At 59.3% G+C, this 26,088-nt stretch carries 22 protein-coding genes; 9 read left to right on the top strand and 13 right to left on the bottom strand.

All coding sequences use genetic code 11. The features are described 5' to 3' along the window. The first annotated feature begins 122 nt into the window (after positions 1-122). Positions 123-1,556 (top strand): cardiolipin synthase, encoded by a 1,434-nt coding sequence (cls, locus tag P1S46_05045; GenBank protein ID MDF1535855.1) that lies wholly within the window; start codon positions 123-125, stop codon positions 1,554-1,556. A gap of 113 nt (positions 1,557-1,669) precedes the next feature. Here cls and P1S46_05040 read toward each other — a convergent pair whose 3' ends face one another. Beyond that, positions 1,670-3,427 (bottom strand): chloride channel protein, encoded by a 1,758-nt coding sequence (locus P1S46_05040; protein MDF1535854.1) that lies wholly within the window; start codon positions 3,425-3,427, stop codon positions 1,670-1,672. A 246-nt stretch (positions 3,428-3,673) separates the two neighbouring features. Between P1S46_05040 and P1S46_05035 the strand changes: the two genes are divergently transcribed. From P1S46_05035 to P1S46_05025, 3 genes are all read left to right on the top strand, one after another. Beyond that, entirely contained in the window at positions 3,674-4,210 is a 537-nt protein-coding gene (locus tag P1S46_05035; protein ID MDF1535853.1) for a hypothetical protein, read from the top strand. A 135-nt stretch (positions 4,211-4,345) separates the two neighbouring features. Next, positions 4,346-4,915 (top strand): nitroreductase family protein, encoded by a 570-nt coding sequence (locus tag P1S46_05030; protein MDF1535852.1) that lies wholly within the window; start codon positions 4,346-4,348, stop codon positions 4,913-4,915. A gap of 188 nt (positions 4,916-5,103) precedes the next feature. After that, entirely contained in the window at positions 5,104-5,277 is a 174-nt protein-coding gene (locus P1S46_05025; protein MDF1535851.1) for a transposase, read from the top strand. A gap of 6 nt (positions 5,278-5,283) precedes the next feature. On the opposite strand, the gene P1S46_05020 is transcribed toward P1S46_05025, so the two are convergent. Beyond that, positions 5,284-6,477: an MFS transporter gene (locus tag P1S46_05020; protein ID MDF1535850.1), complete on the bottom strand. Its 1,194-nt coding sequence runs from the start codon at positions 6,475-6,477 to the stop codon at positions 5,284-5,286. Positions 6,478-6,735: 258 nt separating this feature from the next. Here P1S46_05020 and P1S46_05015 point away from each other — a divergent pair, with 258 nt between their 5' ends. The 3 genes from P1S46_05015 to P1S46_05005 all read left to right on the top strand — a co-directional run bounded on the left by P1S46_05015 (position 6,736) and on the right by P1S46_05005 (position 9,852). After that, complete coding sequence (locus tag P1S46_05015; GenBank protein MDF1535849.1) at positions 6,736-7,269, top strand: TRAP transporter small permease subunit; 534 nt, start codon at positions 6,736-6,738, stop codon at positions 7,267-7,269. 20 nt (positions 7,270-7,289) lie between these two features. Next, the gene (locus P1S46_05010) at positions 7,290-8,594 is read left to right on the top strand and encodes a TRAP transporter large permease subunit (GenBank protein MDF1535848.1); all 1,305 of its coding nucleotides are present in this window, start codon (positions 7,290-7,292) and stop codon (positions 8,592-8,594) included. A gap of 136 nt (positions 8,595-8,730) precedes the next feature. Beyond that, positions 8,731-9,852, top strand: coding sequence for a TRAP transporter substrate-binding protein (locus P1S46_05005; GenBank protein MDF1535847.1), 1,122 nt, complete (start codon positions 8,731-8,733; stop codon positions 9,850-9,852). Positions 9,853-9,940: 88 nt separating this feature from the next. Here P1S46_05005 and P1S46_05000 read toward each other — a convergent pair whose 3' ends face one another. The 5 genes from P1S46_05000 to P1S46_04980 all read right to left on the bottom strand — a co-directional run bounded on the left by P1S46_05000 (position 9,941) and on the right by P1S46_04980 (position 18,044). Beyond that, the gene (locus tag P1S46_05000; protein ID MDF1535846.1) at positions 9,941-10,228 is read right to left on the bottom strand and encodes a hypothetical protein; all 288 of its coding nucleotides are present in this window, start codon (positions 10,226-10,228) and stop codon (positions 9,941-9,943) included. A 26-nt stretch (positions 10,229-10,254) separates the two neighbouring features. Then, positions 10,255-11,415, bottom strand: a complete 1,161-nt coding sequence (locus P1S46_04995) for an MFS transporter (GenBank protein ID MDF1535845.1) — start codon at positions 11,413-11,415, stop codon at positions 10,255-10,257. Between the two features lie 170 nt (positions 11,416-11,585). Continuing rightward, on the bottom strand, positions 11,586-14,696 hold the full coding sequence (locus tag P1S46_04990; GenBank protein ID MDF1535844.1) for an efflux RND transporter permease subunit: 3,111 nt from the start codon (positions 14,694-14,696) through the stop codon (positions 11,586-11,588). Positions 14,697-14,832: 136 nt separating this feature from the next. Next, entirely contained in the window at positions 14,833-16,086 is a 1,254-nt protein-coding gene (locus tag P1S46_04985) for an efflux RND transporter periplasmic adaptor subunit (protein MDF1535843.1), read from the bottom strand. A gap of 512 nt (positions 16,087-16,598) precedes the next feature. Then, positions 16,599-18,044 (bottom strand): efflux transporter outer membrane subunit, encoded by a 1,446-nt coding sequence (locus P1S46_04980; protein MDF1535842.1) that lies wholly within the window; start codon positions 18,042-18,044, stop codon positions 16,599-16,601. Between the two features lie 179 nt (positions 18,045-18,223). Between P1S46_04980 and P1S46_04975 the strand changes: the two genes are divergently transcribed. Then, a complete protein-coding gene (locus P1S46_04975) occupies positions 18,224-18,571 on the top strand; it encodes a DUF1622 domain-containing protein (protein ID MDF1535841.1) in 348 nt (115 codons plus the stop codon). A gap of 181 nt (positions 18,572-18,752) precedes the next feature. Next, on the top strand, positions 18,753-19,748 hold the full coding sequence (locus P1S46_04970; GenBank protein ID MDF1535840.1) for a YhdH/YhfP family quinone oxidoreductase: 996 nt from the start codon (positions 18,753-18,755) through the stop codon (positions 19,746-19,748). A gap of 348 nt (positions 19,749-20,096) precedes the next feature. Here P1S46_04970 and P1S46_04965 read toward each other — a convergent pair whose 3' ends face one another. The 6 genes from P1S46_04965 to P1S46_04940 all read right to left on the bottom strand — a co-directional run bounded on the left by P1S46_04965 (position 20,097) and on the right by P1S46_04940 (position 25,907). Continuing rightward, complete coding sequence (locus tag P1S46_04965; GenBank protein ID MDF1535839.1) at positions 20,097-21,905, bottom strand: hypothetical protein; 1,809 nt, start codon at positions 21,903-21,905, stop codon at positions 20,097-20,099. 146 nt (positions 21,906-22,051) lie between these two features. Next, positions 22,052-22,441 (bottom strand): hypothetical protein, encoded by a 390-nt coding sequence (locus P1S46_04960; protein MDF1535838.1) that lies wholly within the window; start codon positions 22,439-22,441, stop codon positions 22,052-22,054. Further along, positions 22,438-23,013 (bottom strand): hypothetical protein, encoded by a 576-nt coding sequence (locus P1S46_04955; GenBank protein ID MDF1535837.1) that lies wholly within the window; start codon positions 23,011-23,013, stop codon positions 22,438-22,440. The genes P1S46_04960 and P1S46_04955 overlap by 4 nt, the downstream gene beginning before the upstream one ends. Before the next feature lie 379 nt (positions 23,014-23,392). Further along, complete coding sequence (locus tag P1S46_04950; protein MDF1535836.1) at positions 23,393-24,646, bottom strand: inorganic phosphate transporter; 1,254 nt, start codon at positions 24,644-24,646, stop codon at positions 23,393-23,395. Between the two features lie 9 nt (positions 24,647-24,655). Continuing rightward, positions 24,656-25,330 (bottom strand): TIGR00153 family protein, encoded by a 675-nt coding sequence (locus P1S46_04945; protein MDF1535835.1) that lies wholly within the window; start codon positions 25,328-25,330, stop codon positions 24,656-24,658. An 85-nt stretch (positions 25,331-25,415) separates the two neighbouring features. Then, positions 25,416-25,907, bottom strand: a complete 492-nt coding sequence (locus P1S46_04940; protein MDF1535834.1) for a hypothetical protein — start codon at positions 25,905-25,907, stop codon at positions 25,416-25,418. Positions 25,908-26,088 lie beyond the last annotated feature (181 nt).

Here is a 26,088-nt window from a genome sequence, read left to right as displayed (position 1 = left end):
CAATGACTTACGGAGTGAGTCATTGATTTGGGCGCCCCGCGCGGGGCGCGTTGATGGACTTTTTGCGAGTCCATCAAACATGTATTTTTCCGTTAGGATCGGATTTCGGGTATATTGCTTTCATGGAATTCATCCTGTTCACTATCCTGCTCTTTGCGTGGATCTCGACCACGGCCTGGTCTGCGGCCCACATCCTTCTGAACAAAAGGGATCCGAGGGGGGCCGCCCTGTGGCTTGTGATCGTCGGGCTTTTACCCCTGACGGGGCCGTTCCTGTACTGGAGCCTGGGGATCAACCGGCTTCGCCACAGCAAGGCTGTCCGCGTCAGGCGCCGCCAGTCCCCCGGCGGCTGGGCACTCCCGCCGGTGACCTATGCCGACCTTTCCACCCTCGGAGGCGGCGGGGTTCGCTCACTCGCTTCTCTTGCCGGAAGGATCACGCGAAGACCGGTCCTGTCCGGAAACAGTGTGGAAGCTCTTTACGAGGGGAACCAGGTTTTCCCCGCCATGCTCACCGCCATCGGCGCGGCGAAGCATTCGGTGAACCTGAGCACCTACATCCTGGACAGGGACGCGGTGGGAAAAAGAGTGATCAGTGCCCTGTGTTCGGCGGCTGAACGTGGCGTGCAGGTCCGCGTCCTGGTGGACGGAGTCGGCACGAGCCGCTCGGCTGTCACCATGGCCAGAAGGCTTCGCAGTTCCGGCGCGCGGCTTTCCGTCTTCCATCCTCTTTTCGGGCTCTGGTTCAGGCGTCCGAGCTTCAACATGCGCAACCACCGCAAGCTTGTCATTGTGGATGGAGCGGTGGGGTTTACCGGGGGGATCAACATCAGCAGCCGCCACCTTTTCAGCCGTTGGAAGGCGATCGAGCCGGTGAGGGATATCCATTTCCGGATCGGGGGAGGCGTTGTGGTAGCCATGCAGGAGACCTTTGCGGAGGACTGGCAAGCCTCGACGGGTGAGCTGCTCAACGATGAAATGTTCTTCCCGCCTGTCGGTCCGGCAGGTGACGCATCCGTCAGGGCCGTGGTCAGCGGTCCGGACGAGGACCTGGAGAAGATCTACCAGCTCATTCTGGGGGCCCTTCGATCGGCCAGGGAAAAAATCACCATCATGACGCCCTACTTCATCCCCGACAGGGCGCTGATCCAGGGTATGGACAGCGCGGTCCTCGCCGGGGTCGAGGTCAGGCTCCTTCTCCCGGAAGTGAGCGACCACCCCCTGGTGCAGAGGGCATCCACCGCCCATCTTCCGGAGCTTCTTAACGCAGGTGTCAAGGTGCTCCTCCTTCCTCCGCCCTTCGTGCACAGCAAGCTCATGATCGTGGACGGCGAATGGTCGCTCATCGGGTCGGCGAACCTTGATCCGAGAAGCTTTCGCCTGAATTTCGAGTTCGACCTGGAGGTGTACGATATTCCGTTTGCCCGGGAGCTTCTGAATTATACGGACAAGCTGGCAGAAAATGCCCGTACCCTGACCAGGGAGGACCTGCGCGCCCGGTCTCTGGCGACCAGGTTGATCGAGGGCGCGGCCAAGGTGTTCTCCCCCTATCTATAAAAACCGGCCGTTCCCGCTTTATCATAACGGCCGAATTGTATATCTGCGGTGGAACTGGATTCTGCCTTTTCGTTGGACTTTGGACATTGGTCTTTGGACTGTTTTTCCAGACCCTACACCCCCTCCACCTCCCGGTTCAGGATGGCCCGGTCGTAGGCAGACATCACGTCCCTCTGGCTGACTGTACCGATCACCTTCTTCTGGTTGTCCTCCTGGACCACAGGCAGCTGGGAGATGCCCCTGCTTCCCATTTCCTGGAGGGCCAGCAGGATGCTGTCAGAAGGCGTAATGGTGACGATCTCCTTCTTGGTAGCCACGTCCTGGGCGATGACAAGGTTGCTGAGGACTTCCTCCTGGAGTGCGGAACGGATGTCCCTGAAGGAGATGATCCCTGTGAGTTCCTCGTCACTGTTGACCACATGAAGGTAGGAGACGTCCCTGGCTTTGAGGATGTCGATAACCTGGCCGAGGGGGGTTCCCTCGTAAACGGTCACCACCCGGTGGCGCATGATGTCCTGGACTTTGATGGTGCGGAGTGTCCCCTGTTCCCACCCCTGTGAAAGCTCGATTCCCCGGCGGGCAAGCTTGATCGTGTAAATTGAGCCGCTTTTTAACGATGTGGCGATAATCGTGCTGATGATGCAGGCAAACATTAGGGGCAGGATGATCTTGTAAGTGGCGGTCATCTCGAAGATGATGAGGATCGCTGTGATGGGCGCGTGGGTCGTGCCGGCGACCAGAGCGCCCATGGCCACCAGGGCGTAAGCTCCGGGATCGGCGGTTATGCCGGGGAAGAGGTTATGCACACACCAGCCGAAGAGACCGCCCGTCATGGCCCCGATGAAAAGGGAAGGGGCGAACACCCCCCCCGAACCGCCGCTCCCGATGGTAATGGATGTGGCCATGATCTTCACGAAGATCAGGCTCAGGAGAAGCCAGACGGACAGCTGGTTCGTCAGGGAAAGGTTGATGGCTCCATAGCCGACGCCGAAGACGTGGGGCCAGACGAGGAGCAGGCAGCCCAGGATGAGCCCGCCAACGGCTGGCTTGAGGTACTCGGGGGCCTTGAGCTCGTCGAAACGGTCCTCTAACTTATAAAGGGTGGTCGTAAACAGCACGGCCACGAAACCGGCGACCACGCCCAACAGGGGGTAAAAGAAAAACTCCCACAGGGAGATCACTTCGTAAGTCGGGATGACGAAGGCTGGAAAGTCTCCAAAGTAGTGGCGGGAGATGACCGTGGCGGTGACGGAAGAGAGCACCACGGGGGAGAAGGTGGCAAAGCCGAAATCCCCCAGGATGACCTCCGCGGCGAACAGCGCTCCGGCAATGGGCGCGTTGAAGGTGGCGGCGATGCCGGCGGCGGCGCCGCATCCGACGAAGGTGCGCTGTCTCAGGGATGAGACCCTGAGAAGCTGGGAAATGGTCGACCCTATGGATGAGCCGATCTGCACAATGGGGCCTTCCCGTCCCACCGAGCCGCCGGAACCGATGGAGATCGCGGAAGCCAGGATCTTGACAGCGGCCACCCTCGGCCGTATCTGTCCACCGCGGAGCGCAACGGCCTCCATTACCTCCGGCACCCCGTGACCCTTGGCTTCCCTTGCTCCGAAGTACACCAGGGGTCCTACGATGAGCCCCCCCAGAGCGGGAAGAAGGAACTTCAGGTAAAAGGGCAGGCCGGGAAGGAATTCAAGGGCGTCCCTGGTGTCCTGGTAGAATCCGTACTGAACGATCCGGATAGCGTAGCGGAAAAGAAGGGCGCCGTAACCTCCCAGGACTCCGATAAAAATGGCGATCACCAGAAGAAAAACGTTCTGGTTCATGATCAGCCGTCGAAGGAAGTTGTCGCTTTCCTGGCGTTTATCCATGGAGTTGTTGTGGGGTTGGCGGTGGCCGACGCCTCCCTTTAAGGCATCTATTTTCCCATGTTAAGGGGCGCGGGCACTTTTTCAAAGGAAAAAGCGAGGCCGGGATCAGGGGCCAGGAGTGGGAACCCAGAACGAAGAGCAAAGCATGTGCCTTGTATTTTTGAGCACTGCACGCTATTTGATCGTGTTTATTATTAATTCGACCTCTGTTAGGATAATAATATATCAGGTGCAGGGGGTCGTGGTTTGGATGATTTTTACAGGTTGCCCGAGCAGGTCCCCGGATATCTGCAGGATATCCTCCAATGGGATCTCATTCCTTGGAACCATGTTAAAGACCGCCATGGGGATTCTCCCGACGAACCGTTGATCTCCCTTCTGGATGCCTATCGGCAGCTTGGTGAGTTGGTGGATCTATGGAGCCTCTCCTCACGGACGATTGGCGAATATGAAGGAACCTGTACGCGTTGCGGTTCGTGCTGCGCCCACAGACGCCCGGGATCGGTCTCATCATCGACCTACAGGAGATGGTTGGAAATGGAGCTTCCCGTTGCCATGTTCTACAACCAGGATGACGGGGCAGACCCCGGCTCCAGTTTCAGCTGCTGGTTTCACAAGGGGATCAGGTTGAGGATATGTCCTTTCCTGCTGGTCAACCTTGTAGACGGCAAACCTTTCTGCGCCATCCACCACACCGGAAATGAAAACCGTCCCCCGGCCTGCTCGGAATTTTTACCCCATCCACCCACATGTCAAACAACTTCTCTCCCGCTGGTGATTTAAACGGTTGCCAACGGATGAAACCGTGGAAAGGTTGATCCATGCATGACGACCACTTCATCTATATCGCCGACCCCATGTGCTCCTGGTGCTGGGGGTTCGTACCGGTCAGCGGGTCGAGAGATAAGGGAGGCAGCAATGCTCAGGGAACTTGTTGAAAGAAATCGCAGTTACCGCCGGTTCGATGAGAGCCGTAAGATCGGGGAGGATCTTCTCAGGGAGCTGGTGGATCTGGCAAGGATGGCGCCGTCCAGAGCCAACCTTCAGCCGCTGAAATACATCCTCTCTTTCAAACCTGAGACGAACGATCTCATCTTCCCCCATCTCGCCTGGGCTGGTTATCTCAAGGACTGGCCCGGGCCTGGAAAAGGGGAAAGACCTGCGGCCTATATCGTCATTCTTCGGGATACGGTTATCAGCACCGCTGAACTGTGCGATCACGGTATCGCGGCACAGACCATTCTCCTGGGGGCTGCCGAAAGAGGTCTCGGGGGGGTCATGATGGATAACATTGACCGCGACCTCCTCCTCAAGGCGCTGAAAGTCCCGAGCCACCTGAAAATCCTCCTGGTCCTCGCCCTGGGGAAACCCGTGGAAGATGTGAGAATGGATCCCGTCGGCGCCGATGGCGACATGAAATACTGGCGGGACGAAGAGGGCGTGCACCATGTGCCGAAACGCTCCCTCGAGGAGATCATTGTAAAATAGGGGAAGACAAGGAGCCTGTCGGAGAACCACCCCGCTTTGTAATAAGTATGATACCCGACTTATCTCTTACGAACTCCGACGGATTGAGTCAGGCTCCTGGCAAAAGTTTGTCGGAAGATGCTATATTGTTTACATGAAAACACATTTAATTCCGTATAGTTAACATCGGAATTAAATGTCTTGACAGGATCAACGCGTCTTATGACGGTACGGTCGGTGGTCAACCTCCCTACGATCCCTGGATGATGGTGAGCCTGCTGCTTTATTCTTACTGCGTAGGGGTTGTTTCGTCGCGCAAGGCGATGAGCTATGGCCGTATGGCCAAAAGGTCTGGGGAACTGAAGTCTGAGATCTGGGATTAAGCAGGATCAGGCGCTGCGCGATCCTGTTACCCCGATGAGCACGAGTACCGTCAGCACCAGCAATGCCGAAAACCCCGCCAGGGCCAGAAATACAGGCTCGATCCCGTAACCCTTCTCGATGGCACCGATCATCCTCACCGCCAGCGCCCCCACCCCGAAAGTCAGGATGAACTTGGCGCCAAAGGCTGTGTGATGAAAGCGCCTCGGGGTCATGTTGGCCAACAGGGTGTTCTCCACCGGCTGCATTCCCAGGAGGAAGAAGAAGTAGATGAACACCATGACGATGAGGGTGGTTTCGGACAGGTAGGCGATCAGGACAGCCGCGGGGACCGTGATCGCGTGAAAGACCAGGTAGCAGTAGCGTGGGTCGTACTTCTCCGCCGCCCTTCCGCCGGTATACATTCCCAGCATACCGACGAGAAATATGATGGAGGTGATCATGGTGGCCACAAGGTTGCGTGAGACTCCGCCTCCGAGAAGGCCGGACAGCAACTGGAATATCGCCTGCAGCTTCAGCTCGAAATAGGCCGGGATGATGACGGTCGAACCCCGGTATGCGACACCTCCCAGCATCATGGCAACCAGGAGAACCGCGAAGGCCAGGCGCCAGCCTGTGCGCTGTTCCTCTCCGTTGCCATTCGTCTCACTTTCCGATCCCTCCACTTTCCTGACGAGCAGGACACCGACGAGGTTTAAACTTCCGAGCATGATGTATACGGCCCGGGGGCTCCACATCCAGTTGACCAGCCCGGCCAGGAGGGGAGCCAGGGCCATGCCAAGGTTGCCGAACATGCCGTTGATCCCCAGGGCGAAACTGAGCCGCCGGATCGTCTTGGAGATGAGGCCAAGGCCCGCGGGATGGTAGATCCCGGAAAAAAAGCCGATGCCGGCCAGTGCCAGGGTCAGGGCCAGGGGTTCATCGATCCACCAGGCCGCCGCCAGCCCGCTCAGCCCGGCTCCCATGTAGTAAATCCTCATGAGCCGGATCGCCCCCCAGCGGTCAGCGGCCCATCCCCAGGGCAGGGCGGTCAGGCCCAGGAGCATGTACATCCACAGGGAGATCTGCAGGGTCTCGGCCAGGGGTATCCCGAGCCGTACCGAAAGGGGCAGCACGACAGCGGGGAACACAAGCATGTTGAAATGGCTCAGGAAATGGCCGTAACTGGTGTTGAGTATGACGCTGCGTTCAGCTGGGGTCATCGGTTGGAGCTCCTGCAATGCAACCTCTGCGTTTTATCCCGCGGTGTTGATGAAAAAATGGTCGCGGTGCCCCAATTCACCTTTAAAAACAGCAGGGATCAGGCGTGGTTCACGTTACCGGATCGGATCCGGGCACCCTTCACACCGTTTGACATGTTAAAGCGGGTCATTTACCGTAGCGTATCTTCGAACAGCTGACAACTGGTCCCTTCCCTGCACTAGGTCTTTGATCGGGGCGGGTGTTTCCCCGGAGAACTGATGCCCGTTTTTTTCCGGAAGCTTTGCCGCTTCATCGATTCCATCAACGAGTGGGTGGGCCGTGTCGTTGCCTGGGCAACGGCCCTTGTCGTCGTCGTCGTCTTTGTCGACGTGGTCATGCGCTACCTCTTCAACACCAGCTACGTCTTTACCCAGGAGATGGAGTGGCACCTTTTCGCCTTCATCTTCCTCATGGGTGCCGGGGCCACCCTGCTCAAGGACGGGCACGTCCGGGTGGACATCTTCTACCAGCGTTTCGGGCACAGGGGCCGGGCCTGGATCAACCTGATCGGCGTGATCCTGTTCCTCATTCCGGGCTGCATCATGATCATCGCCACTTCCGTGAAGTTCGCGGCAACCTCCTTCGCCATGCTCGAGGGCTCACCGGACCCGGGTGGCATCCCTTTCCGTTTCATCCTGAAATCGTGCATCCCGGCCGGTTTCGTCCTGGTCCTTATCCAGGGCCTGGCACTGGGCATCCGGAGTTTCTTCCACATCCTGAATAAAGACCTTGATACGGAAAAGAGGCTGTAGTGGAATACCTTGCCGGATGGATGTTCCTTGCGCTGACCATCCTGCTCATGGCCGGTTTCCCGGTCACCTTCACCCTGATGGGCACCGCCCTGGCCTTCGGCCTTGTCGGGTTCGGCTGGCCTTTTTTCAACCTCCTGCCCCTGCGCATCTGGGGCGTGATGACCAACGTCACCCTGCTGGCCGTTCCCCTCTTCGTTTTCATGGGGGTCATGCTGGAGCGTTCGGGCCTTGCGGAAGAACTGCTCGACACGATGGGCCTTCTGTTCGGCAGGCTGAGGGGCGGACTGGCGGTCTCGGTCATTATCGTCGGCGCCCTCCTGGGCGCGTCCACGGGGATCGTGGGCGCCACCGTGGTCACCATGGGCCTCCTGGCTGTGCCGACCATGCTCAAGCGCGGATACCAGAAGGAACTGGCCACGGGCACCGTGGCCGCTTCCGGTACGCTGGGGCAGATCATTCCGCCCAGTATCGTCCTGGTCCTCATCGGCGACATCGTGGGTGTCCCTGTCGGGGACCTGTTCATGGGCGCAGTCCTGCCGGGACTGGTGCTGGTGGGGTTGTACATCCTCTACATCCTCATTATCGCAAAACTCAAGCCCCAGTGGGCTCCCGCGGTGCCTGCGGAGGAACTGGCAGCCCTGACTCCCGGGATCATGTTCAACAAGGTCGTCCGGGCCCTGCTCCCGACCCTGTTTCTCATGGTCGCCGTCCTGGGGTCCATTTTTGCCGGTGTCGCTTCCCCCACCGAGGCCGCGGCTGTAGGAGCGGTTGGCGCGACGTTACTGACCGTTATGAACCGCAAATTCAACCGGACCATGCTTCACGATGTCATGCACGCGACCATGCAGTTGACCTGCATGGTCTTCATTATTCTTGTCGGCGCGGCAGCTTTCGGCCTCGTTTTCCGGGGCCTGGGGGGCGACGACCTGGTGCGCGGCTTCCTGGGCGGTATCGCCGAGACCCACGGCAGATGGTTTGTCCTGTCCATCGTCATGGGCCTGATCTTCATCATCGGGTTCTTTCTCGATTTTATCGAGATCACTTTCATCCACGTTCCAGTGCTGGCTCCCATCATGATCGATTTCGGTTTCGAACCGGCCTGGTTCTGCATCATGCTGGCAGTCAACCTGCAGACCTCCTTCCTCACCCCACCCTTCGGGTTCTCACTTTTCTATCTGAAGGCGGTGACGCCGCCGGAGATAAAAACCGGCGATATCTACCGGGGGATCATCCCCTTTGTCCTTGTCCAGCTCCTCGGGCTCCTGATCGTGGCTTCCTGCCCGAGACTCGTGACATGGCTGCCGACAATCGTTTACGGTCCGTAACGGAAAAACCTTGCTTTCGGAGAAACCTTTTTTATAGACTTGTTCCAGGCGGGTTCGGCGAGTTGCAGAGGCGATCAACGGCCGTATGTTGATCCCTTTCCGGCGAAAACCTTTTTCAGGAAGGATGGGGCGTTCAATGGATAGAAGAGATTTTTTAAAGAAATCGGGGAAAGTTGCTGTTGCGGCCGCCGCGGTGGCCGCCGGGTGCGCGCCCAAGCAGCAGGAGCAGAAGGCCGCCACTGTTGAAAAGACCTACGAGTGGAAGATGGTGACCACCTGGCCGCCGAACCTTCCTGTCCTGCAGACCGGTGCGGTTCGGTTCGCACAACGGGTAGAGGAGGTTACCGGAGGCCGGATCAAGATCAAGGTGTTCGCTGCGGGCGAACTGGTTCCGGGCCTCGGAGTTTTCGACGCCGTGTCCGAGGGCTCAGCGGAGGTGGGCAGCGGGGCAGCTTACTACTGGGCGGGCAAGGTGCCGGAGGCACAGTGGTTCAGCGCCGTTCCATTCGGCTTGAACGCCCAGGGGATCAACTCATGGTTCTACAGCGGCGGTGGCCTGGAACTGTGGGAGGAGGTCTACGCACCCTTCAACGTCGTTCCCCGCCCCCAGGGAAACACCGGTGTCCAGATGGGCGGGTGGTTCCGCAAGGAGATGAACACCATCGAGGACTTCAAGGGTCTCAAGATGAGGATCCCGGGCCTGGGCGGCAAGGTCATCGCCAAGGCCGGCGGCACGGTTGTTCTTCTTGCCGGCGGAGAGATCTTCACCTCCCTGGAACGCGGCGTCATCGATGCCACGGAGTGGGTCGGACCCATGCACGACCTGAGGATGGGCTTTTACAAGGCCGCCAAGTATTACTATTACCCGGGCTGGCACGAGCCGGGAACGTGCCTCGAGGTCATCTTCAACAAGACGGTATACGACAGCCTGCCGAAAGACCTTCAGGTCGCCCTCGATATGGTTGCCGCCGAGACCAACATGTGGAGCCTGTCAGAGTTCGAGGCCGGCAACGGTACGGCCCTCCAGGAGCTCATATCCCAGCACAACGTCAACCTGGTGCGCTTCCCGGAACCGCTTCTGGATGACCTTCGCAAACTGGCCAAGGAGACCCTGGAGGAGGAGGCCGACAAAAACGCAATGTCCCGCAAGGTCCACGAGGCCTTCAAGAAGTTCAAAGAGCAGGTGGGTGTCTGGGGTTCGGTATCGGAGAACGCCTACTACAACGTCATCGCCGACAAGTTCAAACTGAAATTGTGACCGGTTCCACCTCCACATTTTCAACCTGATGATCGCAGAACGGCCCCCGGATTCACGGGGGCCGTTCTTTTTGAATCTGGAATCAGCTTTATCTGATCTGCTTTGTCGGCGCCAGGACGATCTCCCGGATACAGACGTTGGGGGGCTGTCTGTAGGCGTACATTACGGCACCGGCAACGTCTGCCGGTTGGAGAAATCCGTCCATCTTCCCCTTCAGGTTCTCGAAACTTTCCCGCAGTTCCTCATCGCTTGAATGGCTCAGCAGTTCCGTCTCCACCAGGCCCGGCGAGATAACTGTAAAGCGCACATTGTGGGGTGCGATCTCCTCACCGATACCGGAGCTTGCCCCGGTGACCACGATCAGTGGTTTGTTCATCATTTCCTCCATGGGTTATCGATGCCTTAGCCCCCTTGTAATCGATCGTTTCTGAGAAAGGCCATCCCTCCGGCTGTTGTGAAAGCAAGGGCAACGAGGAAGATCAGGTATGCACCCAGCGAGAACCGGTCTGTGACCCACCCTCCGATGAGGGGGGTGATGAAGATGCCGGTGTGGAAGACCATGTTGAGCAGGGCCACCGGTTTCCCCCGGTCCTCCGGCGCGAACCGCTCCGATATCCACACGCTCAGAGTTGGGTACTCGAAGCTGTACCCTATCCCCAGGACAGTGCCTCCCAGGATGGCGGTCTGGGGAGTCCGGAAAAGCACCACCGACAGATGGGACGCCCCCATGAGGATGAGCCCACCCGCTACAAGCAGTTTCCTGGGAAAACGCGCCAGCAGGGGGATGATGATAAAGCGGCCTGCGAAGAGGGCTGCCGTGAACGGTGTGAAGTAGTACACCATGGTGATGGCGCTGCTCTTGAGGTGCAAGGCCATCAGGGTGGGAACCACGCCCCAGATCATCCCTACGATGAAGATGGCCAGGTAAAGCTTCCTCAGGCCAGGGGCCCTGAGGAAATTGACATACCCCTGGTGGGAGACCCCCTTTGGCGGCATGGCGCCGGGGCGCGGCAGCCAGGAAACCATGCCGCCCAGGGCAGCCGGGATCGCTGTCAGCAGGAACAGTCCCTCAAGGCCGGTCCGGCCGTAAACGGTTTCCATGAGCCACGGCCCGACGATGTTGGGCAGGACGATCATGCTGGAATAGATCCCGAAGGGTGCCACCATCCTGTCAGGTCTCAGTTTGCCCTTCACGTAGACCATCCCTGCCGGCATGTAGATCCCGTACCCGAAGCCGTGGAAGCTCTTCGACAGGTAGACTCCAGCAAAATCCCCGATGGTGAGCTGGAGGCTCAGATGGGCCAGGAGGATGAGGAAAAAACCTGCCCGCACCACTCTGAGCGGCCCGTACCGTTCCATGAGGTGCCCCGACAGGAACATCCCGACGAGGATCGGCAGGAGGGGGGACGAAAGGATAACGCCGATACCGGTCTCACCGACCCCGATATCACGCAGTATCACCGACAGGTAGGCGTTGGTGGAGTGGGAGAGGAAGACCATGAACGTGGCTGTTGCGATTAAGAGGTAATCCCGTCCATCGCCTTTGGAAACGAAGGTGTTCACAGCCCGAATGCACTCCAGGGTTGTGGGTTGGAAAACACAAACCGGTATCTGGAACGAAGAACAAGGAACGCGGGGTGAAGATGATCAAGTATCTCCGGAACCCCGGATCCTGTAGCCCTGGACATATCTTTGTTCTTCGATCCTTGCTCCTTGTCCTGCTTTTGCCTTCTTCACTCCTGGTCTCCATGAGATCCGGTCAGCTTCCTCCAGCCGCCGGTCACGCTTCCGTGAAGCCTGCCCAGGTCTTCGATCACCATGTAAAGGCAAGGCACCAGCAGCAGGGTGATGACCGTGGCGAAAAGGATCCCGTACCCCAGGGAGATGGCCATGGGGATTATGAAACGGGCCTGGAGAGCCCGTTCGAACATCATGGGAGCCAGGCCACCAAAGGTTGTAACGGTGGTGAGGAGGATGGGCCGGAACCTCTGGACTGCCGCTTCCAGGACCGCGTCGTGAACGGACATCTCCTGCTCCCGGACGCGCCGGTTGGCAAAATCGATGAGGATGAGGGCGTCGTTGACCACGACTCCCGACAGCGCCACGATGCCGAACATGCTTACGACACTCAGGCTGTAGCCCATGATCATGTGGCCGATGACGGCGCCGATGATGCCGAAGGGGATACTGCTCATGACGATGAGGGGCTGTGTGTACGATTTGAAGGGCACGGCGAGCATGGTGAAAATGAGGAGGATCGCTATGATGAAACCGATCTTCAGGCTCGACATGCTCTCCCGTGTGTCGGCGGCCCTTCCCTCGAAACTGTACTGCAGGCCCGGATAGCGGCTCAGCAGTTTTGGGAGCTCCGTTTCCTTGAGTGCGTCCTCGATCTCACCGGAGCGGCTCCGGTCGTTGATGTCTGCGGTGACCTGGACCACACGGCGCCCGGCGCGCCTGACGATGGTCGTAAAAGCCCTGCCGCGATCGATCTGGACAACGTCCCTGAGGGGCACGAAGGCCCCTGTGGGAGCCTTTATCATCAGCTCCTGGAGACTGTATTCGGAGATCCGCTCTTCCTTCGGCAGCCGTACGGTGACGGAAAGCTCGTTGCGGCCCCTCTGCTGGCGCAGGACCCTGATCCCGTAAAAGGAGCTTCTTATCTGCCTGGCCACATCCTGGGCGGTGAGGCCGAGGGCCTTGCCCTCGGCCTTGAGCGAAAAGTCCAGCTGCTCCTTGCCGGGCGAATATCCGTCGTCGATGTCCTTGACCAGGGAGTAGTTGAGAAGTTCCATGGCCAGGTCGGCGCTGGCCTGCTCCAGGATGGCCGTGTCCCTGTGGGAAAGCTCCACCGTGATAGCGGACCCCGATCCCGGCCCGCCGAAATCCGAGGCGAAATTAAGGGTTTCCGCCTCCGGCAGCTGTCCCAGAGATTCTCTCCATCTTCTTGTGAACTCCCGGGTGGTCATGATCTTGTTGCGGATCTCGGGATCGGCCAGGTAGACCATCATGAAGAGGTTGTGGGTGCCGCCCCTCCCCACGCGGGTGTAGATACCGGTGACAAGTTCGGGGTGACCTGACTCCTCAACGATCCTGAGGGCCGCCGACCGCATCTTTATGGCCACGGCTTCGGTCTTTTCAACGGGGGTGCCGTAGGGCAGGCTTGCCGAGGCCCTGGCGAAGTCAGACTCCACTTTGGGGAAGAGACTCAACCCCATGCGCCCGCTGCCCGCGTAGGCGAGAAAGAAGATGAGGATGGCCAGCCCGATGGCCACAACCAGGTATCGCCTCGACAGGGCGGCGTCCAGGAACGGTCCGAAGCGGGCGCGCACCCAGTGGATGAACCACCTGCTGAAGGCCTGCTGGCGGCCGTGGATCCAACCCCGGATGGCCCCCAGCTTCCTCTCCTGTCGGCGTCCCAGGTGGGCCGGCAGGATGAAAAGGGACTCGAAAAGGGAGATGAGAAAGGCCGTGCACACGACCAGCGGGATCATCTTGAAAACCTTGCCCATGACTCCGGGGATGAAATACAGGGGCATGAAAGCGGCGATGTTGGTGAGGATGCTGAAGGTCACTGGAGTGGCGATCTCCCTGGCTCCCCGGATGGCGGCATCGAGGAAAGTGTACCCCTGCTGGTGGTGGTAGTAGACGTTCTCTCCCACGATGACCGCGTCGTCCACCACGATCCCAACGGCCATGATGAAAGCGAACAGGGTCATCATGTTGATGGAGATGCCCAGGACTGGAAAGAAGAGAAGGGTGCCCAGGAAGGAGATGGGGATGCCCATCATCACCCAGAATGCCAGGCGAAGTTCGAGGAAGATGCCCAGGATCACCAGAACCAGCAGTGTGCCCAGGATCCCGTTCCTGATGAGCAGTTCGGCGCGCTGGCGGTAGGCTTTGGCGTTGTCCCTGAGGACGGAGATGCCGATCCCTTCCGGAAGGGCGGCCCTGAGGATCTCGAGCTGCCTGAACACCGCGTCGGCCACCTGGATGGGGGTCTGGTCGCCGATGCGGAACACGTCCAGGAAAACGGCCGGTTTGCCGTCAAAGGTGGCGTAGCTGTCGGACTCCTCGTAGGAGTCGTTCACCACGGCGAGGTCCTGGAGAAGGACACGGGTGCCGTCCTGGGCCGTGATAACAGGGATGCTGGCGAACTGGCGGCCGTAGTCGCGCCGTTCCTTCATGCGCAGGAGGATCTCGCCGGTGGCCGTTTTGATACCGCCGCCGGGGAGGTCCACGGCGGCGCCGCGCAGCCGGGAAGCCACTTCGTCCAGGGTCAGGTTGTAACGCCTCAGGTTCTCCTGGGGGATCTCTATACTTATCTCCAGCGGATTCACACCGTCCAGTTCCACCTGGGTGATATCGGGGTCGGAGAGCAGCTGGTCCCTGACAAGTTCGCCAAGCTCGTGCAGGGCCGCCGGCCCGGTATCGCCGTAAAGGACCAGATCGATGACGTTCCGCCGATGGGAAAGGACGTTGACCTCGGGGTCGTCGGCGTCTACCGGGAAGGTTCCGATGCGGGTGACCTCGCCTTTAATGTCGTTGGCCAGCTTCTGCAGGTCCTGGCCCTGGAGCAGTTCCACCTCCACCGTGCCGTGGCCCTCGTCGGCCGTGGAGCTGATCTTGTCGACTCCGTCGAGCCCCCGCACGGCTTCCTCTACCGCCAGAATGAGGCCCTGTTCCACCTCCTCGGGGCTTGCTCCCGGATAGGGCAGGCGTATCCTTACGATGTCCCGTTCCGTGCTTGGGAACACCTCCTGGGTGATCTTGCCCAGCATGAGAACGCCGCCCAGAAGGCAGGCGACCATGATGAGGTTGGCCGCCACGGGGTTGTGGGCCATCCATCGGATGGCTCCGCCATCCGATGGATGGAGTTTCGAGTTTTGGGTTTTGGGTTTTGAGTTAAAATTATCCATTAGTGCTCAATTTCTTGTAGAAGAGATCTAATCGAGAAAGGTAAGTTGTTTTTAACATGGATCAGTTGTTCCCTTCCGCCTTCTCCCTCTTTCCTTCTCCCTCCGAATCCGATGTCCCTTCGGGGGCATCGATGCGAAGTTCCATCCCCTCCACCGGGGCGGACAGGGCCGAGACCACGAGCCAGACACCGGGATCCAGCCCTCGCACGAAGACCTGGTCCGTGCTGCTCCAAACGATCTCCACATCGATGATCCGCAGCCGGTTTGCGCTATCCACGGTGTACACCCGGCCTCCGTCCTTCATGTGTTCCCTGGAGATGGCGAACACGTTCTGTATCGTACGCCCTTTAATCTCCACGCTGACGAAATCTCCAAGGAGCAGTGGGAGGCGATCGACGTTTTTCCTCTTCAGATCGAGGGGGTCATCCACCTCGATGAGAATGCGGGCCAGTCTTCCGCTGGGTTGAAGGTCTGTGAGAAGTTTGTAAATGCTTCCCTCCAGGACACGCCCCCCGCTTATGGTGACCAGCGCCCTGGATCCCGTGTCGCCTTTTCCATCGGGGACATGGATCATGGGCAGCCGGTCCAGGGGAACGAGGGCCTCGACGTAGAACGTGTCCGTGCCGGCAAGTTCCGCAATGGCACCCTGTGCGCTGACCTGGGCACCCAGGTCCACGCTGGTGGATCTGATGACGGAGTTAAAAGGGGCTCTGACCACGGTCCGTTCTATGTTAAGTTCCGCCTGTCTCACCTCGGCTCTTGCCGCTTCCAGTTTTGCCTCGAACGCCGCGAGTTGGGGCTGGCGCAGGGCAAGCTCACGATCCATCTCCGTGGCGCGCTCCTCGAGACCCAGGATCGCCCATTCGCTGCGCGCGATCTCCTGGCGTCCCTGCTCGGATTTAAGGTCGAGGGTGGCTGACTGCAGGAGTGCCTTCTTGCCCACAAGAGCCAGTTCGTACTCGGTGGGGTCGATCTTCACCAGGGCCTGGCCCTTATTGAAGATGCCCCCTTCCACGAACTCGGGACTCGTCCAGATGATCTCGCCACCGGCCCGGGCCTTCAGATCCACCTGCAGCGCCGGGACCACGGTTCCCTGCACAGGGACGTTAACCTGGTGGGCGGTCGGGAAAGTTTCCATGACTCTGACCATGGGAATGACCGGTACCGGCTTCTTACGCTGGGCCGTCGGTTTATGGGTCATCATGTAAGTGGTCACCCCGAGGGAGACGGCGAGGATCACGATGCCGGCGACGGTGAGGGCCGCCTTTTCACGCGGGGAGATCGGCGGGCGTCCGTAAGGGTTGGGGTTATCCATAGTTACCTCGTGGGTTCAATTCCCTGTTCCAGATTCCATATTCCAAAAGTAATTTCGGGTCTTCCGGTTAATGCGTACCTGGGTGTTGCCACTCCAGATCCCCGAAGCTGATTCACCACAGAGCCACAGAGAACACAGAGAAAGGCGGCTAATCTGGGTTCAGGCTCGGGCCGGTGCCGTCAATGCAAGCATGGTAAGAACTGTTCCCTTCACTCCCTTTCTCCCGGCGGGAGAAAGATTTCTTCGAAATCAGCTGGACGAGGATTAAGACACGGGCTGGAAATACATTTCAATCCCGTTCGTCAAGCCTCGACCAGCTAAGGTGAAGGGAATAGCTTAAGCCCTTTTGATCTCCTCGGTGTCCGCAGCCTGTCACGCCCGAGGCGTGATGTCTCCAGTGAGTCACATCCTTATTGTGACGAACGGGTGGTAAAAAAAGTGTTAATCCCTTACAAACACCGCTTGATCTAATTCGCGGGTACTCATTTCCCGGATGAACCGTAATTTGAATGTCATTCAAATTCCTCTTCCATCCAACCACCTCCAAGAGCCCTGTGCAGCGTCACCCGCTGGCTGAGACGCTCGAACTCCGCAAGGACGATGGATCGTTCCAGCCTCTGGGTGCCGGTGAGCGCAGTGAGAACCGGCAGGTAGTCTGAAAGCCCCTTCCGGTACCTGGAAATGGCTTCCCGGAAACCGTCCCTGGAGATGGACAGCTGCTCCTCAAGGGCCTTGACATACTCGGCCTGCCTGACCTCCCGCACCATGGCGTCTTCCACTTCCCGGATGGCGGTGAGCACGGCCTGTTCGTAGGCGGCCAGGTACTCGCCGGCGACAGCCTCCAGCCGCGTGACTTCGGCCCTTTTGGAACCGGAGTCAAACAGGGTCCATGCCAGGTTGGCGGCGAGGGTGCCCAGCCAGTCATCCAGGATGTCCGCAAGGCTGTTTGAACTGTACCCGGCGGTGGCAGACAGGGTCACCTTGGGCAGGCGCCCGGACCGGGCGGCTGCTGTCCGGGCCTTGGTGGCGCGAAGCTTCAGCCCGGCGGTCCTGATGTCCGGCCGCCGGGCAAGGAGGTCCGCCGGCACTCCTGTCGTGGGCAGGGGCCCTGTTCCGGGAAAGACGGCAGCGGTCAGCTTCAGATCAGTGCGCGGGGGCCTGCCGGAAAGGACGGCTATTTCGTTCAGCAGCGTCTCCTCCCGGGCCTCGAGCTGTGGGAGGGACGCCTCGGTCTCGGCTACTGCCTGGCGCTGCTGGTAAACGTCCAGTGCATTGGCAAGGCCTTTCAGATAGCGCTGCTCCATGAGGTCGAGGATCGTCCGGTTGGTCTCGAGCTGTGTCCGGACCAACTCCATCTGCCTTTTGACCGATATCATCTCCAGCCACTTCAGTGTCACCTCGGAAACCAGGGTCATGGCTGCGGAATAAAGGCTCTCCCTTGAACCCTCCTGGTCAAGGAGTGCGGCTCTTTCCGTGGCCCGGACACGCCCCCAGAAATCCAGTTCCCAACTGCTTGCAAGGGTGAGGCTCCTCGAACTGGTTTCAGAACGCTGGCCCCCCGTTTCCCTCCTGGTCTCGGAGGCCCCCGCGTTGAGGGTCAGGTCGGGCAGCCGGTCGGCGCCGGCCTGGATGACCAGGGATCGGGACTGCTCGAGGCGGGCCAGGGACTGCCGGAGGGTCAGGCTGCCGGCAAGGGTGTCGTCGACGAGCGTGTCGAGTTCGGCGGATCCGAACCCTTCCCACCATCTATCCGGAGCCGGGGCGTTCTCCGGGTAAATGGTGAACTGCCCGGGGACCGTGACGGAAGGCCCGGCACTGGCCGCGCTGTCCGTGTGAGCGCAGCCGGTCAGCAGGACCGTCCCCAGGAAAAACAGCGCCCCAAGGGAAAGGTCTTTGATATGGTCTGACGGTTTTGCCCAGGGGCCAGGCTGCCCGGAAGGTCCGCTCTGTCGTTTCAAAAACACTCCAGACTGAAGATGTGTAAGGTGGATGATGCCCGTCCTGCGGTCCCAATGCGGGAATATAATACCATTTTTAAAAAGGCACAAACCCGGAATCCCGACAGGATGGGCCCACTGGGATTCCGGGTGGAATATGGTAAAATGTTCTTATTGAGTTTCCGTACGGGAGAGGCGCCGTGATCGAAACGCTGCACAGGATCATCGAAGGGATCAGCACAGCCATAAGCCTTACAGGGGTCCTGGTGGTCCTGTGGGGTGTCGCCCAGGCTCTGGCCACCTTCGTGGGCTCAAAGGTGGGGCCGGGGCAGACCCGGCTCTTCGAGAATGTTACGGTGAGACAGGAACTCGGCAGCCACCTTCTGCTGGGGCTGGAGATCTTCATCTCGGCCGACATCATAAGCTCGGTGGCGAGCCCGACCTGGAACAAGGTCGGGCTTCTCGCAGCCATCGTCGGTATCAGGACCGTTCTGAGCTACTTCCTTACTCTGGAGATGAAGACCGATTCGGTTTCCGGCCGTTCCTGACGGATCAGCCCCTGCGTCCGCCGTACAGGGTGCGGAGGAAAAACCGTCAGAGCATGAAAGGCCTTACCCGGGTTGCTCTGCACTCTCCAGCCGGGAACCCCTCCCGTTCATGGCCTCCTGGTCACACCTTTCTTTTTCGTCACTTACCTTTTATGCTGAACAGGATGAAAGGAGGCTTCCCATGTCCCAACCGGAATACAGTTGCATGCTCGTCGAAGAGACCGAACCGAATACCTTTACCAGGAAGATCATCACACGCAATGTGGACGACCTGCCGGAGGGAGATCTGCTCATAAGGGTCCGGTACTCGTCCCTCAACTACAAGGACGCCCTGTCGGCCACGGGGAACAAGGGGGTCACCAGGACCTTTCCCCACACGCCGGGGATCGACGCGGCCGGCGAGGTCGTCAGGTGTGATACGGGAGCTTTCCGGGAGGGAGACGAGGTGGTGGTCACAGGCTACGACCTGGGGATGAACACGCCGGGCGGTTTCGGTGAGTACATCCGGGTCCCGTCACAGTGGGCCGTGCCGCTGCCGGCCGGCCTGACCCTGGCAGAGAGCATGGCCCTCGGCACCGCCGGTTTCACGGCCGCTCTTTGCGTCCTTGGACTGGAACACGGCGGGGTGGTCCCGGCCGACGGCGACATCCTGGTTACCGGAGCCACGGGCGGGGTCGGCAGCATGGCGGTGTCTATCCTCGCAAAGGCCGGATACCGGGTGACGGCTGTCACAGGCAAGCCCGAGGCCGCCCCCTTTCTCGAATCCCTTGGGGCGGCCCAGGTCCTGGGCCGTGAGGATGTACTCGTGGGCGCCGACCGCCCCATGATGAAGGAACGCTGGGCCGGCGGTGTGGATGTGGTGGGAGGCGATACCCTGGCCGCCGCGGTAAAGGCCACCCGCTACGGCGGGGTCGTTACCTGCTGCGGACTGGTCGGTTCACCGGACCTGCCCCTGAACGTCTTTCCCTTTATCCTCAGGGGCGTCAGCCTTGTCGGGATCGACTCGGTCCAGGTGCCCATGGAGCCCAGGCTGCAGGTGTGGTCCCGGCTGGCCGGGGAGTGGAAGCCTGATAATCCGGGTCAGATGGTGAGTGAGGTTGGTCTGCCCGGGCTCGATGCGAAGATCGACGAGATCCTGGCAGGAAAGGTGAAAGGAAGAGTGCTGGTAAAGCTTTGAGCTTTACCAGCGGGTGTCCGGTGTCTTGTATCTGGTCTGGATTGATCGGGCCTGTAATAAAGAAGGGCGGCAAGTTTGCCTTGGCCGCCCGTTCGGTCATTTAAGATAGTGCCTGAAGTCGCGATCTGTCATAAAACTGTGACAGGGTCGCAAAAAGTCCAGTCCGGGACTTTTCGCTCCACGGAAAGGGAAAAGCGTGGTTTTCCCTTTCCTCACGGATCAGTGACCTGTATTTCAGTCACTGATCCGGGCGCCCTTCCCGGGCGCAGCTTGCCATTGATTTGGGCGCCCCGCGCGGGGCGCGTTGATGACTTTTTGCGAAGTCATCAACTGTAAACGGCAAAACCGTTAACTGATAGCTTTCTCCCCCCCCATTTCCGCCGACAAGGTCTCGAAGATCCTTTCGATGGCGTCCCGCTGGGCCTGGAGGTCGTCCAGAAACCTGTTCTTCGTGTCCTCTACGAACTGTTCGGCGAGGCCGCGATAGTAGTCGATACCGGAAAGCAGGTTCTCCTTGAACTCGGCGAAGTAGGAGGGGGCGTTTTCGGCCACCCCGAGGGACAGCCGGCGGATCTCCTCCGACAGATACTCGATGTAGAGCATCATCTCCTTGATGAACATGTGGGGCCGATCGGACCTGGTCAGCAGTGATAGCCGTCCGTAGATGTGCCCCACCATCTCTTCCAATGTGGCGATCTTCGAGTAGTTGACGATGCCCGGCCCGCAGCAGACAGCAGTGAGGGCGTCGGGATCGATGCCCAGTTTGCGCGTAGCGCCTCCGGAGAGGTCGTGGCAGATGCACGATTTTGCCAATACGTCCTCCCTGTACCACCGGCGCTGTTCGTCGGTGTAATCACCGGAGTCGATCTTTGCCAGTTTTTTCTTCACATAGCTTCTGGCGGCGATGCAGTTGGGTTTGGCCGTAAATTCGGTGTTGAAAATCTTGGCGTGACCCTTGGGGCAGGCGCTGCCCGGCGTGCCGGCCTCGATGAGTATTCTTCGGTGCTCCTCGGAACTGGAGTTCCTGAGGTTCCAGAAGGGGACCGTCAGGGGAGAGGCGGCGCTTAAAAATACGTCTTCATCGCCGGCATTGCACAGTTTTTCCAGGTGTTCATCATCCACGTTGGTGGCCTCAGGCACCAGGAGGAAAGGCGTTCCCCACCCGGCCCCGTCCACATCGTAATATTTTTTCAGAAATTCGTGCTCCTCGCTGGTGCCGATGCCTCCCGAGACGGTGATACGCATGCGAGTGGAGTCCGGCAGGGGTGCATCGCCAAGGGCCTTTTTGAGCACCGCGAAGGTCTGGGCGGCAAGCTCTTCGCGTTTCGATCTGAACTCCTCGAGGATGGGGCCCATGAGGTGGCCCTTGGCAGCGAAAGCGTGTCCGCCGCAGTTCAGGCCGGACTCAATACGGTACTCGGATACCCAGAGCCCCTTTTTGGCAAGGAAGCGGGCCTGCACGACCGCGGAGCGGTAATCGCTGACCTTCAGTACGATCTTCTTCTTGATCCTGCCGCTCTTCTCCGGGAAAAAGTCGGGGAAGTTGGCGATGTAGCTGTAAAGAGACGGGTTCAGGCCGGCCGAAAAAACAATAGAGGATTCCAGGTCGCTGTTGGCGTATCCCCTCAGGGCTGCCCTGGCGTCGGAGAACTCCGGTGGGAGGGCTGCCCCTTTCTCATAGTACATCCTGTCCACCTTGGTCATGATGTTGACGTCGATGCTCCCCGGGTTCGCGCTGGCGCGAAGGATGTCCTGGAGTTGCCTCTTTTCCCCGGGGTCCGTGCTCTCAAGCATTTTCCGGTACTTGTCTTTCAGAGGGGACTCGGGCAGAAGCTGGAAGTACCTGGTGATCTCGCTGTCCGCTTCAAAGGGAGAGGCCTTCAGGGCCTCGACCTGCCTGGCGACGATGCAGTCCACCATGTTCAGATAGGCGGTGATCCTGTCGGCCCGCCAGTCTTTTTCGTTCCTGCCGATCTCCTCGTATGGTTCCCCTGTCTTCTCACAGTAATACTTGCGCATCTGCTCGATGAAGGTGTCATCCACGAGGGAGATCACGGAGGATATCCCGTACCTCGCCAGCTTTACCGGGGTGTCGATGGTAAAACCGATCCCCATGACCGGTATGAAAAAAGTGTGGTTGTCTTTTGGTGCTTGCATGACCGTCTCTTTCTGGATGTCGGAAAAGTTTCACAGGCAGCTGAAAGGTGCTGGTCCCGCTGCCTGCTTCGGCCCGATACATTCTCACAATAAGGTTGTTGAATCAAATGTAGAAAATGCAGATGGCGGTTGGCCATCGGAATTTTCTACATGCCCACCACGAAGTGGATCGAGCAGCTGATGAGGAACGGGACGGTGTTCCCCTGGTAATTCGGGTTGGACCAGACGTAAGTGCCGCCGGATGGGCAGCTGTCCACATTGGGAAGCAGATTTTCACTCACCAGGAGGCTGAGAGTCGGCATGGGGTCGCCGGGCTGGAGGTTGTTGGTCTTGATGTAGTAGTCAGCCGCAGTCTGCATGTTCTGCCGGTATATGATGCAGGTGGTGGCGTGGCTCCGTTCCAGGTTGCTGATGAAGGAGGGGATGGCCACCGAAGCCAGAAAGCCCATGACCGCGACAGCGATGAGAAGCTCGGAGATGGACCATCCCCCCTGTCCCGGGATCCTGCCCTTTCCGTCCGATCGTGTTTTTTTCATGGCCGGCTCCCGGCCAGGGCCAGGGGGATGGGCTTTTTGCGGCTGACGCCCAGCCTGGTGAGGCTGTGCTCACCAGGGTTGGGGCAGTTGACAATGGTGTCGTTCTCGACCTCGATCACTTCATAGGGCTTTCCTGAGAGTGGACACAGCGGCATGGGGCTGGACAGCTTTTTGTCCTGGAGCTGCCGGGAGATCTTCCACAACTCCTCGATGCACCGGTCCGTGCCGGCGTCGGTCTCGAAGGTTCCGTGGCGAAGGGGCTGGGGCGATTTGAGCAGGGGAGCGATGTACCATGTCCGGAGGCCGAGAGCCAGAAGCGCCACCGCGAGGACTCCGAAAAGGACGGCTCTCCGCTGCTTCTCTTCAGGTGTGAGAGGTTCCTTCTCCTCTACCGAGATCCCGCGAACACGCGGCTTTGCTGCCAGCTGCTCGAGTTCAAAGGTGCACTCACGGCACAGGGGTTTTTCATTCCTCCACCGGGGAATGACGCCGACGATATCAGCCCCGCACCTCCCGCACAGAGGCTTTTCCTCGTAGATGATCCTTTCGTGCTTCTGTCCCCTGTGCGCCATCCGGATCCCTTCCGTTATCATTATAAGGTGTAATTATAGCCTCTTGAGTTGTGGTAAGGCAAACGGGGAGGAGGGCCCGAAATCCGCGATTGGTTTGGGCCGGCCTCCGGTCGGGGCATCGGAGAGACCGTTTTTTCGGTCCGGGTCCGAAGAACGTGTCCGGGCAGCGTCAGGAACTGTTGATCGACGCCCTGACCCCGACCGGAGGGGTCCAATCGTCGGATTTCGGGTATGGTTCCCCCTCGGGAACACGAAACCCGCTGTTTTCAGAACCGTCCACCAGATCGGGAAGCCCGATGCCAACAAGGTTTTTTTATCCCCAAAATCGCGGAAACCAGATCAATCGCGATTTTGGGGGAGAAGGGAGAAGAAAAACTCCCTAAAGGGCCACTGCCTTAAGAAGAAGAAAAATGACAATGGTGACGACTGCGGTGGCCGGGACGGTGATGAGCCAGGAGTTTACGATGTTGCGGATGACCTTCAGGTTTAACGCCGCGATCCCGCGGGCCAGCCCCACGCCGATGACCGAGCCTACCAGGGTGTGGCTGGTCGACACGGGCAGCCCCATCTTGGAACAGATGAGGACCGTCGTAGCCGTGGCGAACTCGGCCGAAAAACCGCGTGAAGGGGTGATGGAGGTGATCTTGTTGCCGATGGTCTCAATGACCTTGTACCCCCAGGTTCCCAGGCCAACGACAATGCCGACCCCTCCCAGGCCGAGCACCCACATGGGAACCGGTACCGCCATGGACAGGTCGCCGCTTTTGAACACCGCCACGATGGCGGCGAAGGGGCCGATGGCGTTGGCCACGTCGTTGGCCCCGTGGGCGAAGGCCACGTAACACGCGGTGCCCACCTGGAGGTAGGCAAAGATATCCTCGACCTGCTGGGAGGCTTCCTTCCTTTTGCCGGGCCGATGGGTGAACTTGAAAAGGAGAAAAAACCTCATCAGGATGTAGGACACGATGCCCACGGCAAGCCCGATGAGGAGAGCCTGGTTGAACCCGACGTTGAGCTTCAGGTTCTTGAGTCCCTTGTAAAGCAGGGACAGGACCAGGACAACCATGACCGGGATGAGCAGGAGGGGAACGACTCTGCGGGCGGCGCGCACCGGGTTCCAGGAGGTGAGGACGGTCCTCTTGATAAATGTGAAGGTGAGCCAGGCCATGAGGCCGCCCGCGAAGGGGGAGATGAACCAACTCATGACGACCGACCCGAGCTTGCCCCAGTTGACGGCGCCAATGCCGCCCACGACGAGGCCGAACCCTACGACGGAGCCGACAATGGAGTGGGTTGTGGAAACCGGGAGCCCCAGGAAGGTGGCAAGGTTCAGCCAGATCCCTGCGGCAAGAAGGGCAGCGAGCATGCCCAGGACAAACAGGTCGGCATGACCCTGGAAGGCTTCGGTGGATACGATCCCCTTGCGGACGGTTTCGGTGACGTGACCGCCGACGAGGAACGCTCCGGCAAACTCAAAAACGGCGGCCAGAATGACCGCCTGCTTCATGGTAATGGCATGGGAGCCAACGGAAGTTCCCATGGCGTTTGCCACATCGTTGGCCCCGATGTTCCAGGCCATGTAGGCGCAGGCCGCGAGACCGAACCAGAAGATCCAGGGGCTTAGAGTGAGCATCTTGTCCTGTTATTTGGAGAGGAAAAGGCGGACCCTGTTGCCGGTCCTTTCGGCGCCGTTGGCGATATCCCCGGCCAGTTGGAACACCCTCATCCAGAGGACGATGTTCAGGGCTCCAAGCTCTTCCTCCATGGTCAGGAGCTTCTTCAGAAGTTCCTGCTGTTTCCGGTCGGTCTCATGCTCCATCTCGCCGAGGACGGTTATCATCTCCATGACCTTCCCGGCCTCCGCGCCGCCGAAGGAAGCTTCCATCAACTCGTCAAGCTCCTCACTGATCTTGGCGTACTGCTCGACGGTGATCATGACCTGCTCCATGAACCTCCAGAAGTACGCGGCCAGTTCATCCGGGAAGGGCAGGTCCTTCATGTTCAGAAGGACGGCGACGTCTTCAGCCGCGTCGCTGATCCGGTCCTGGAACCGGAGGATATCCAGCAGGTCGCCCCTGTCCACGGGGGTGAAGATGGTGCTGGGCAGGTCGCTGCGGATCTGGTTCTTGATCTCGTCGGCCTCGAACTCGGCCTTGTCCACCTTTTCCGAGATTTCCTTAAGCCTGGTATTGTCGCCCTGCTCGAGGGCCTCGAAAAGGCTGGGAACCAATCTGACGCAGTCCATGACTTTCCGCATGTGATCCTGCAGGGGACCGAAAGGCGATTTGGCGAACAGTTCGAAGATCGTGCGTCTCATCTCTTACCTCCAATGCCGATTTGGGAAAATCATAACATTGCATGGATAAACCGCAAGACCAAACTGGCCGGCTGTTAAGAACCTTTCAGTTCCGCTGCTCTTTCAACGAGTTTTCGCTTCCCGGGTCGGGGCTGTAGCTGAGGAGAAAGCGCAGCGTATCGCCCTCCAGGACACGCTTGAAGATGTGGCTGTTGATCACCTTGCCCGTCCGATCCCGGGCGTCGAGGTCCAGTACAACCCCCCCCCTGCCGGTGCCAATCAGTTCCAGCCTGTAAAGACCGGTGACCGGAACCGGGAAGGAGATGGTCCATCCGGTGGGCCGTCCCTTGACCTGCTCCTTGACTATTTTCGCTCCCGGGATCTCGGTGAGGGGGTTCCCGGTGAGCATGTCCTGGCCGACCCTCAGCCCTTCCGGCGAAACCATCTGGATCATGGCGGGGCCGTAGCTGTAAAGGACGATGCCCGGTCCCGAGTTGGACGCGGCGTTGTCGACAGCCGGCAGCAGTATCAAAGCGATAAGGGAAAAGAAAAAAAACAGGGCGAACAGGCCCTGCGGCACTGGCTGGTTGCCGTTCATAAAGTGGTTTCCTATGCGGTCAGGCAGGATTCTGGAAGCGACAGCCGCTAACTGCCACTAAGGGTGCAAATGATAGCCCAAGGATCAGTAAAAGGGAAGGACCTGAAATCCGCGATTGGTTTGGGCCGGCCTCCGGTCGGGGTGTCTGAGGGGTCTGTTTTTGACACGCCGGTCCTGGTAC

It is taken from the genome of bacterium, from assembly GCA_029210545.1.
Taxonomy (GTDB): Bacteria; BMS3Abin14; BMS3Abin14; order BMS3Abin14; family BMS3Abin14; genus JARGFV01.
The sequence above is the reverse complement of the archived record's forward strand: the minus strand, read 5'-3'. Positions and strand labels throughout refer to the sequence as shown.

Coding starts and splice junctions, on each gene's coding strand:
- P1S46_04970 (MDF1535840.1), top strand. CDS start 18,753: ATGTCCCAACCGGAATACAGTTGCATGCTCGTCGAAGAGACCGAACCG.
- P1S46_05015 (MDF1535849.1), top strand. CDS start 6,736: ATGCCCGTTTTTTTCCGGAAGCTTTGCCGCTTCATCGATTCCATCAAC.
- P1S46_05005 (MDF1535847.1), top strand. CDS start 8,731: ATGGATAGAAGAGATTTTTTAAAGAAATCGGGGAAAGTTGCTGTTGCG.
- cls (MDF1535855.1), top strand. CDS start 123: ATGGAATTCATCCTGTTCACTATCCTGCTCTTTGCGTGGATCTCGACC.
- P1S46_05040 (MDF1535854.1), bottom strand. CDS start 3,427: ATGGATAAACGCCAGGAAAGCGACAACTTCCTTCGACGGCTGATCATG.
- P1S46_04965 (MDF1535839.1), bottom strand. CDS start 21,905: ATGCAAGCACCAAAAGACAACCACACTTTTTTCATACCGGTCATGGGG.
- P1S46_04940 (MDF1535834.1), bottom strand. CDS start 25,907: ATGAACGGCAACCAGCCAGTGCCGCAGGGCCTGTTCGCCCTGTTTTTT.
- P1S46_04990 (MDF1535844.1), bottom strand. CDS start 14,696: ATGGCCCACAACCCCGTGGCGGCCAACCTCATCATGGTCGCCTGCCTT.
- P1S46_04945 (MDF1535835.1), bottom strand. CDS start 25,330: ATGAGACGCACGATCTTCGAACTGTTCGCCAAATCGCCTTTCGGTCCC.
- P1S46_05030 (MDF1535852.1), top strand. CDS start 4,346: ATGCTCAGGGAACTTGTTGAAAGAAATCGCAGTTACCGCCGGTTCGAT.
- P1S46_05010 (MDF1535848.1), top strand. CDS start 7,290: ATGTTCCTTGCGCTGACCATCCTGCTCATGGCCGGTTTCCCGGTCACC.
- P1S46_04955 (MDF1535837.1), bottom strand. CDS start 23,013: ATGGCGCACAGGGGACAGAAGCACGAAAGGATCATCTACGAGGAAAAG.
- P1S46_04960 (MDF1535838.1), bottom strand. CDS start 22,441: ATGAAAAAAACACGATCGGACGGAAAGGGCAGGATCCCGGGACAGGGG.
- P1S46_04950 (MDF1535836.1), bottom strand. CDS start 24,646: ATGCTCACTCTAAGCCCCTGGATCTTCTGGTTCGGTCTCGCGGCCTGC.
- P1S46_05000 (MDF1535846.1), bottom strand. CDS start 10,228: ATGAACAAACCACTGATCGTGGTCACCGGGGCAAGCTCCGGTATCGGT.
- P1S46_05020 (MDF1535850.1), bottom strand. CDS start 6,477: ATGACCCCAGCTGAACGCAGCGTCATACTCAACACCAGTTACGGCCAT.
- P1S46_04985 (MDF1535843.1), bottom strand. CDS start 16,086: ATGGATAACCCCAACCCTTACGGACGCCCGCCGATCTCCCCGCGTGAA.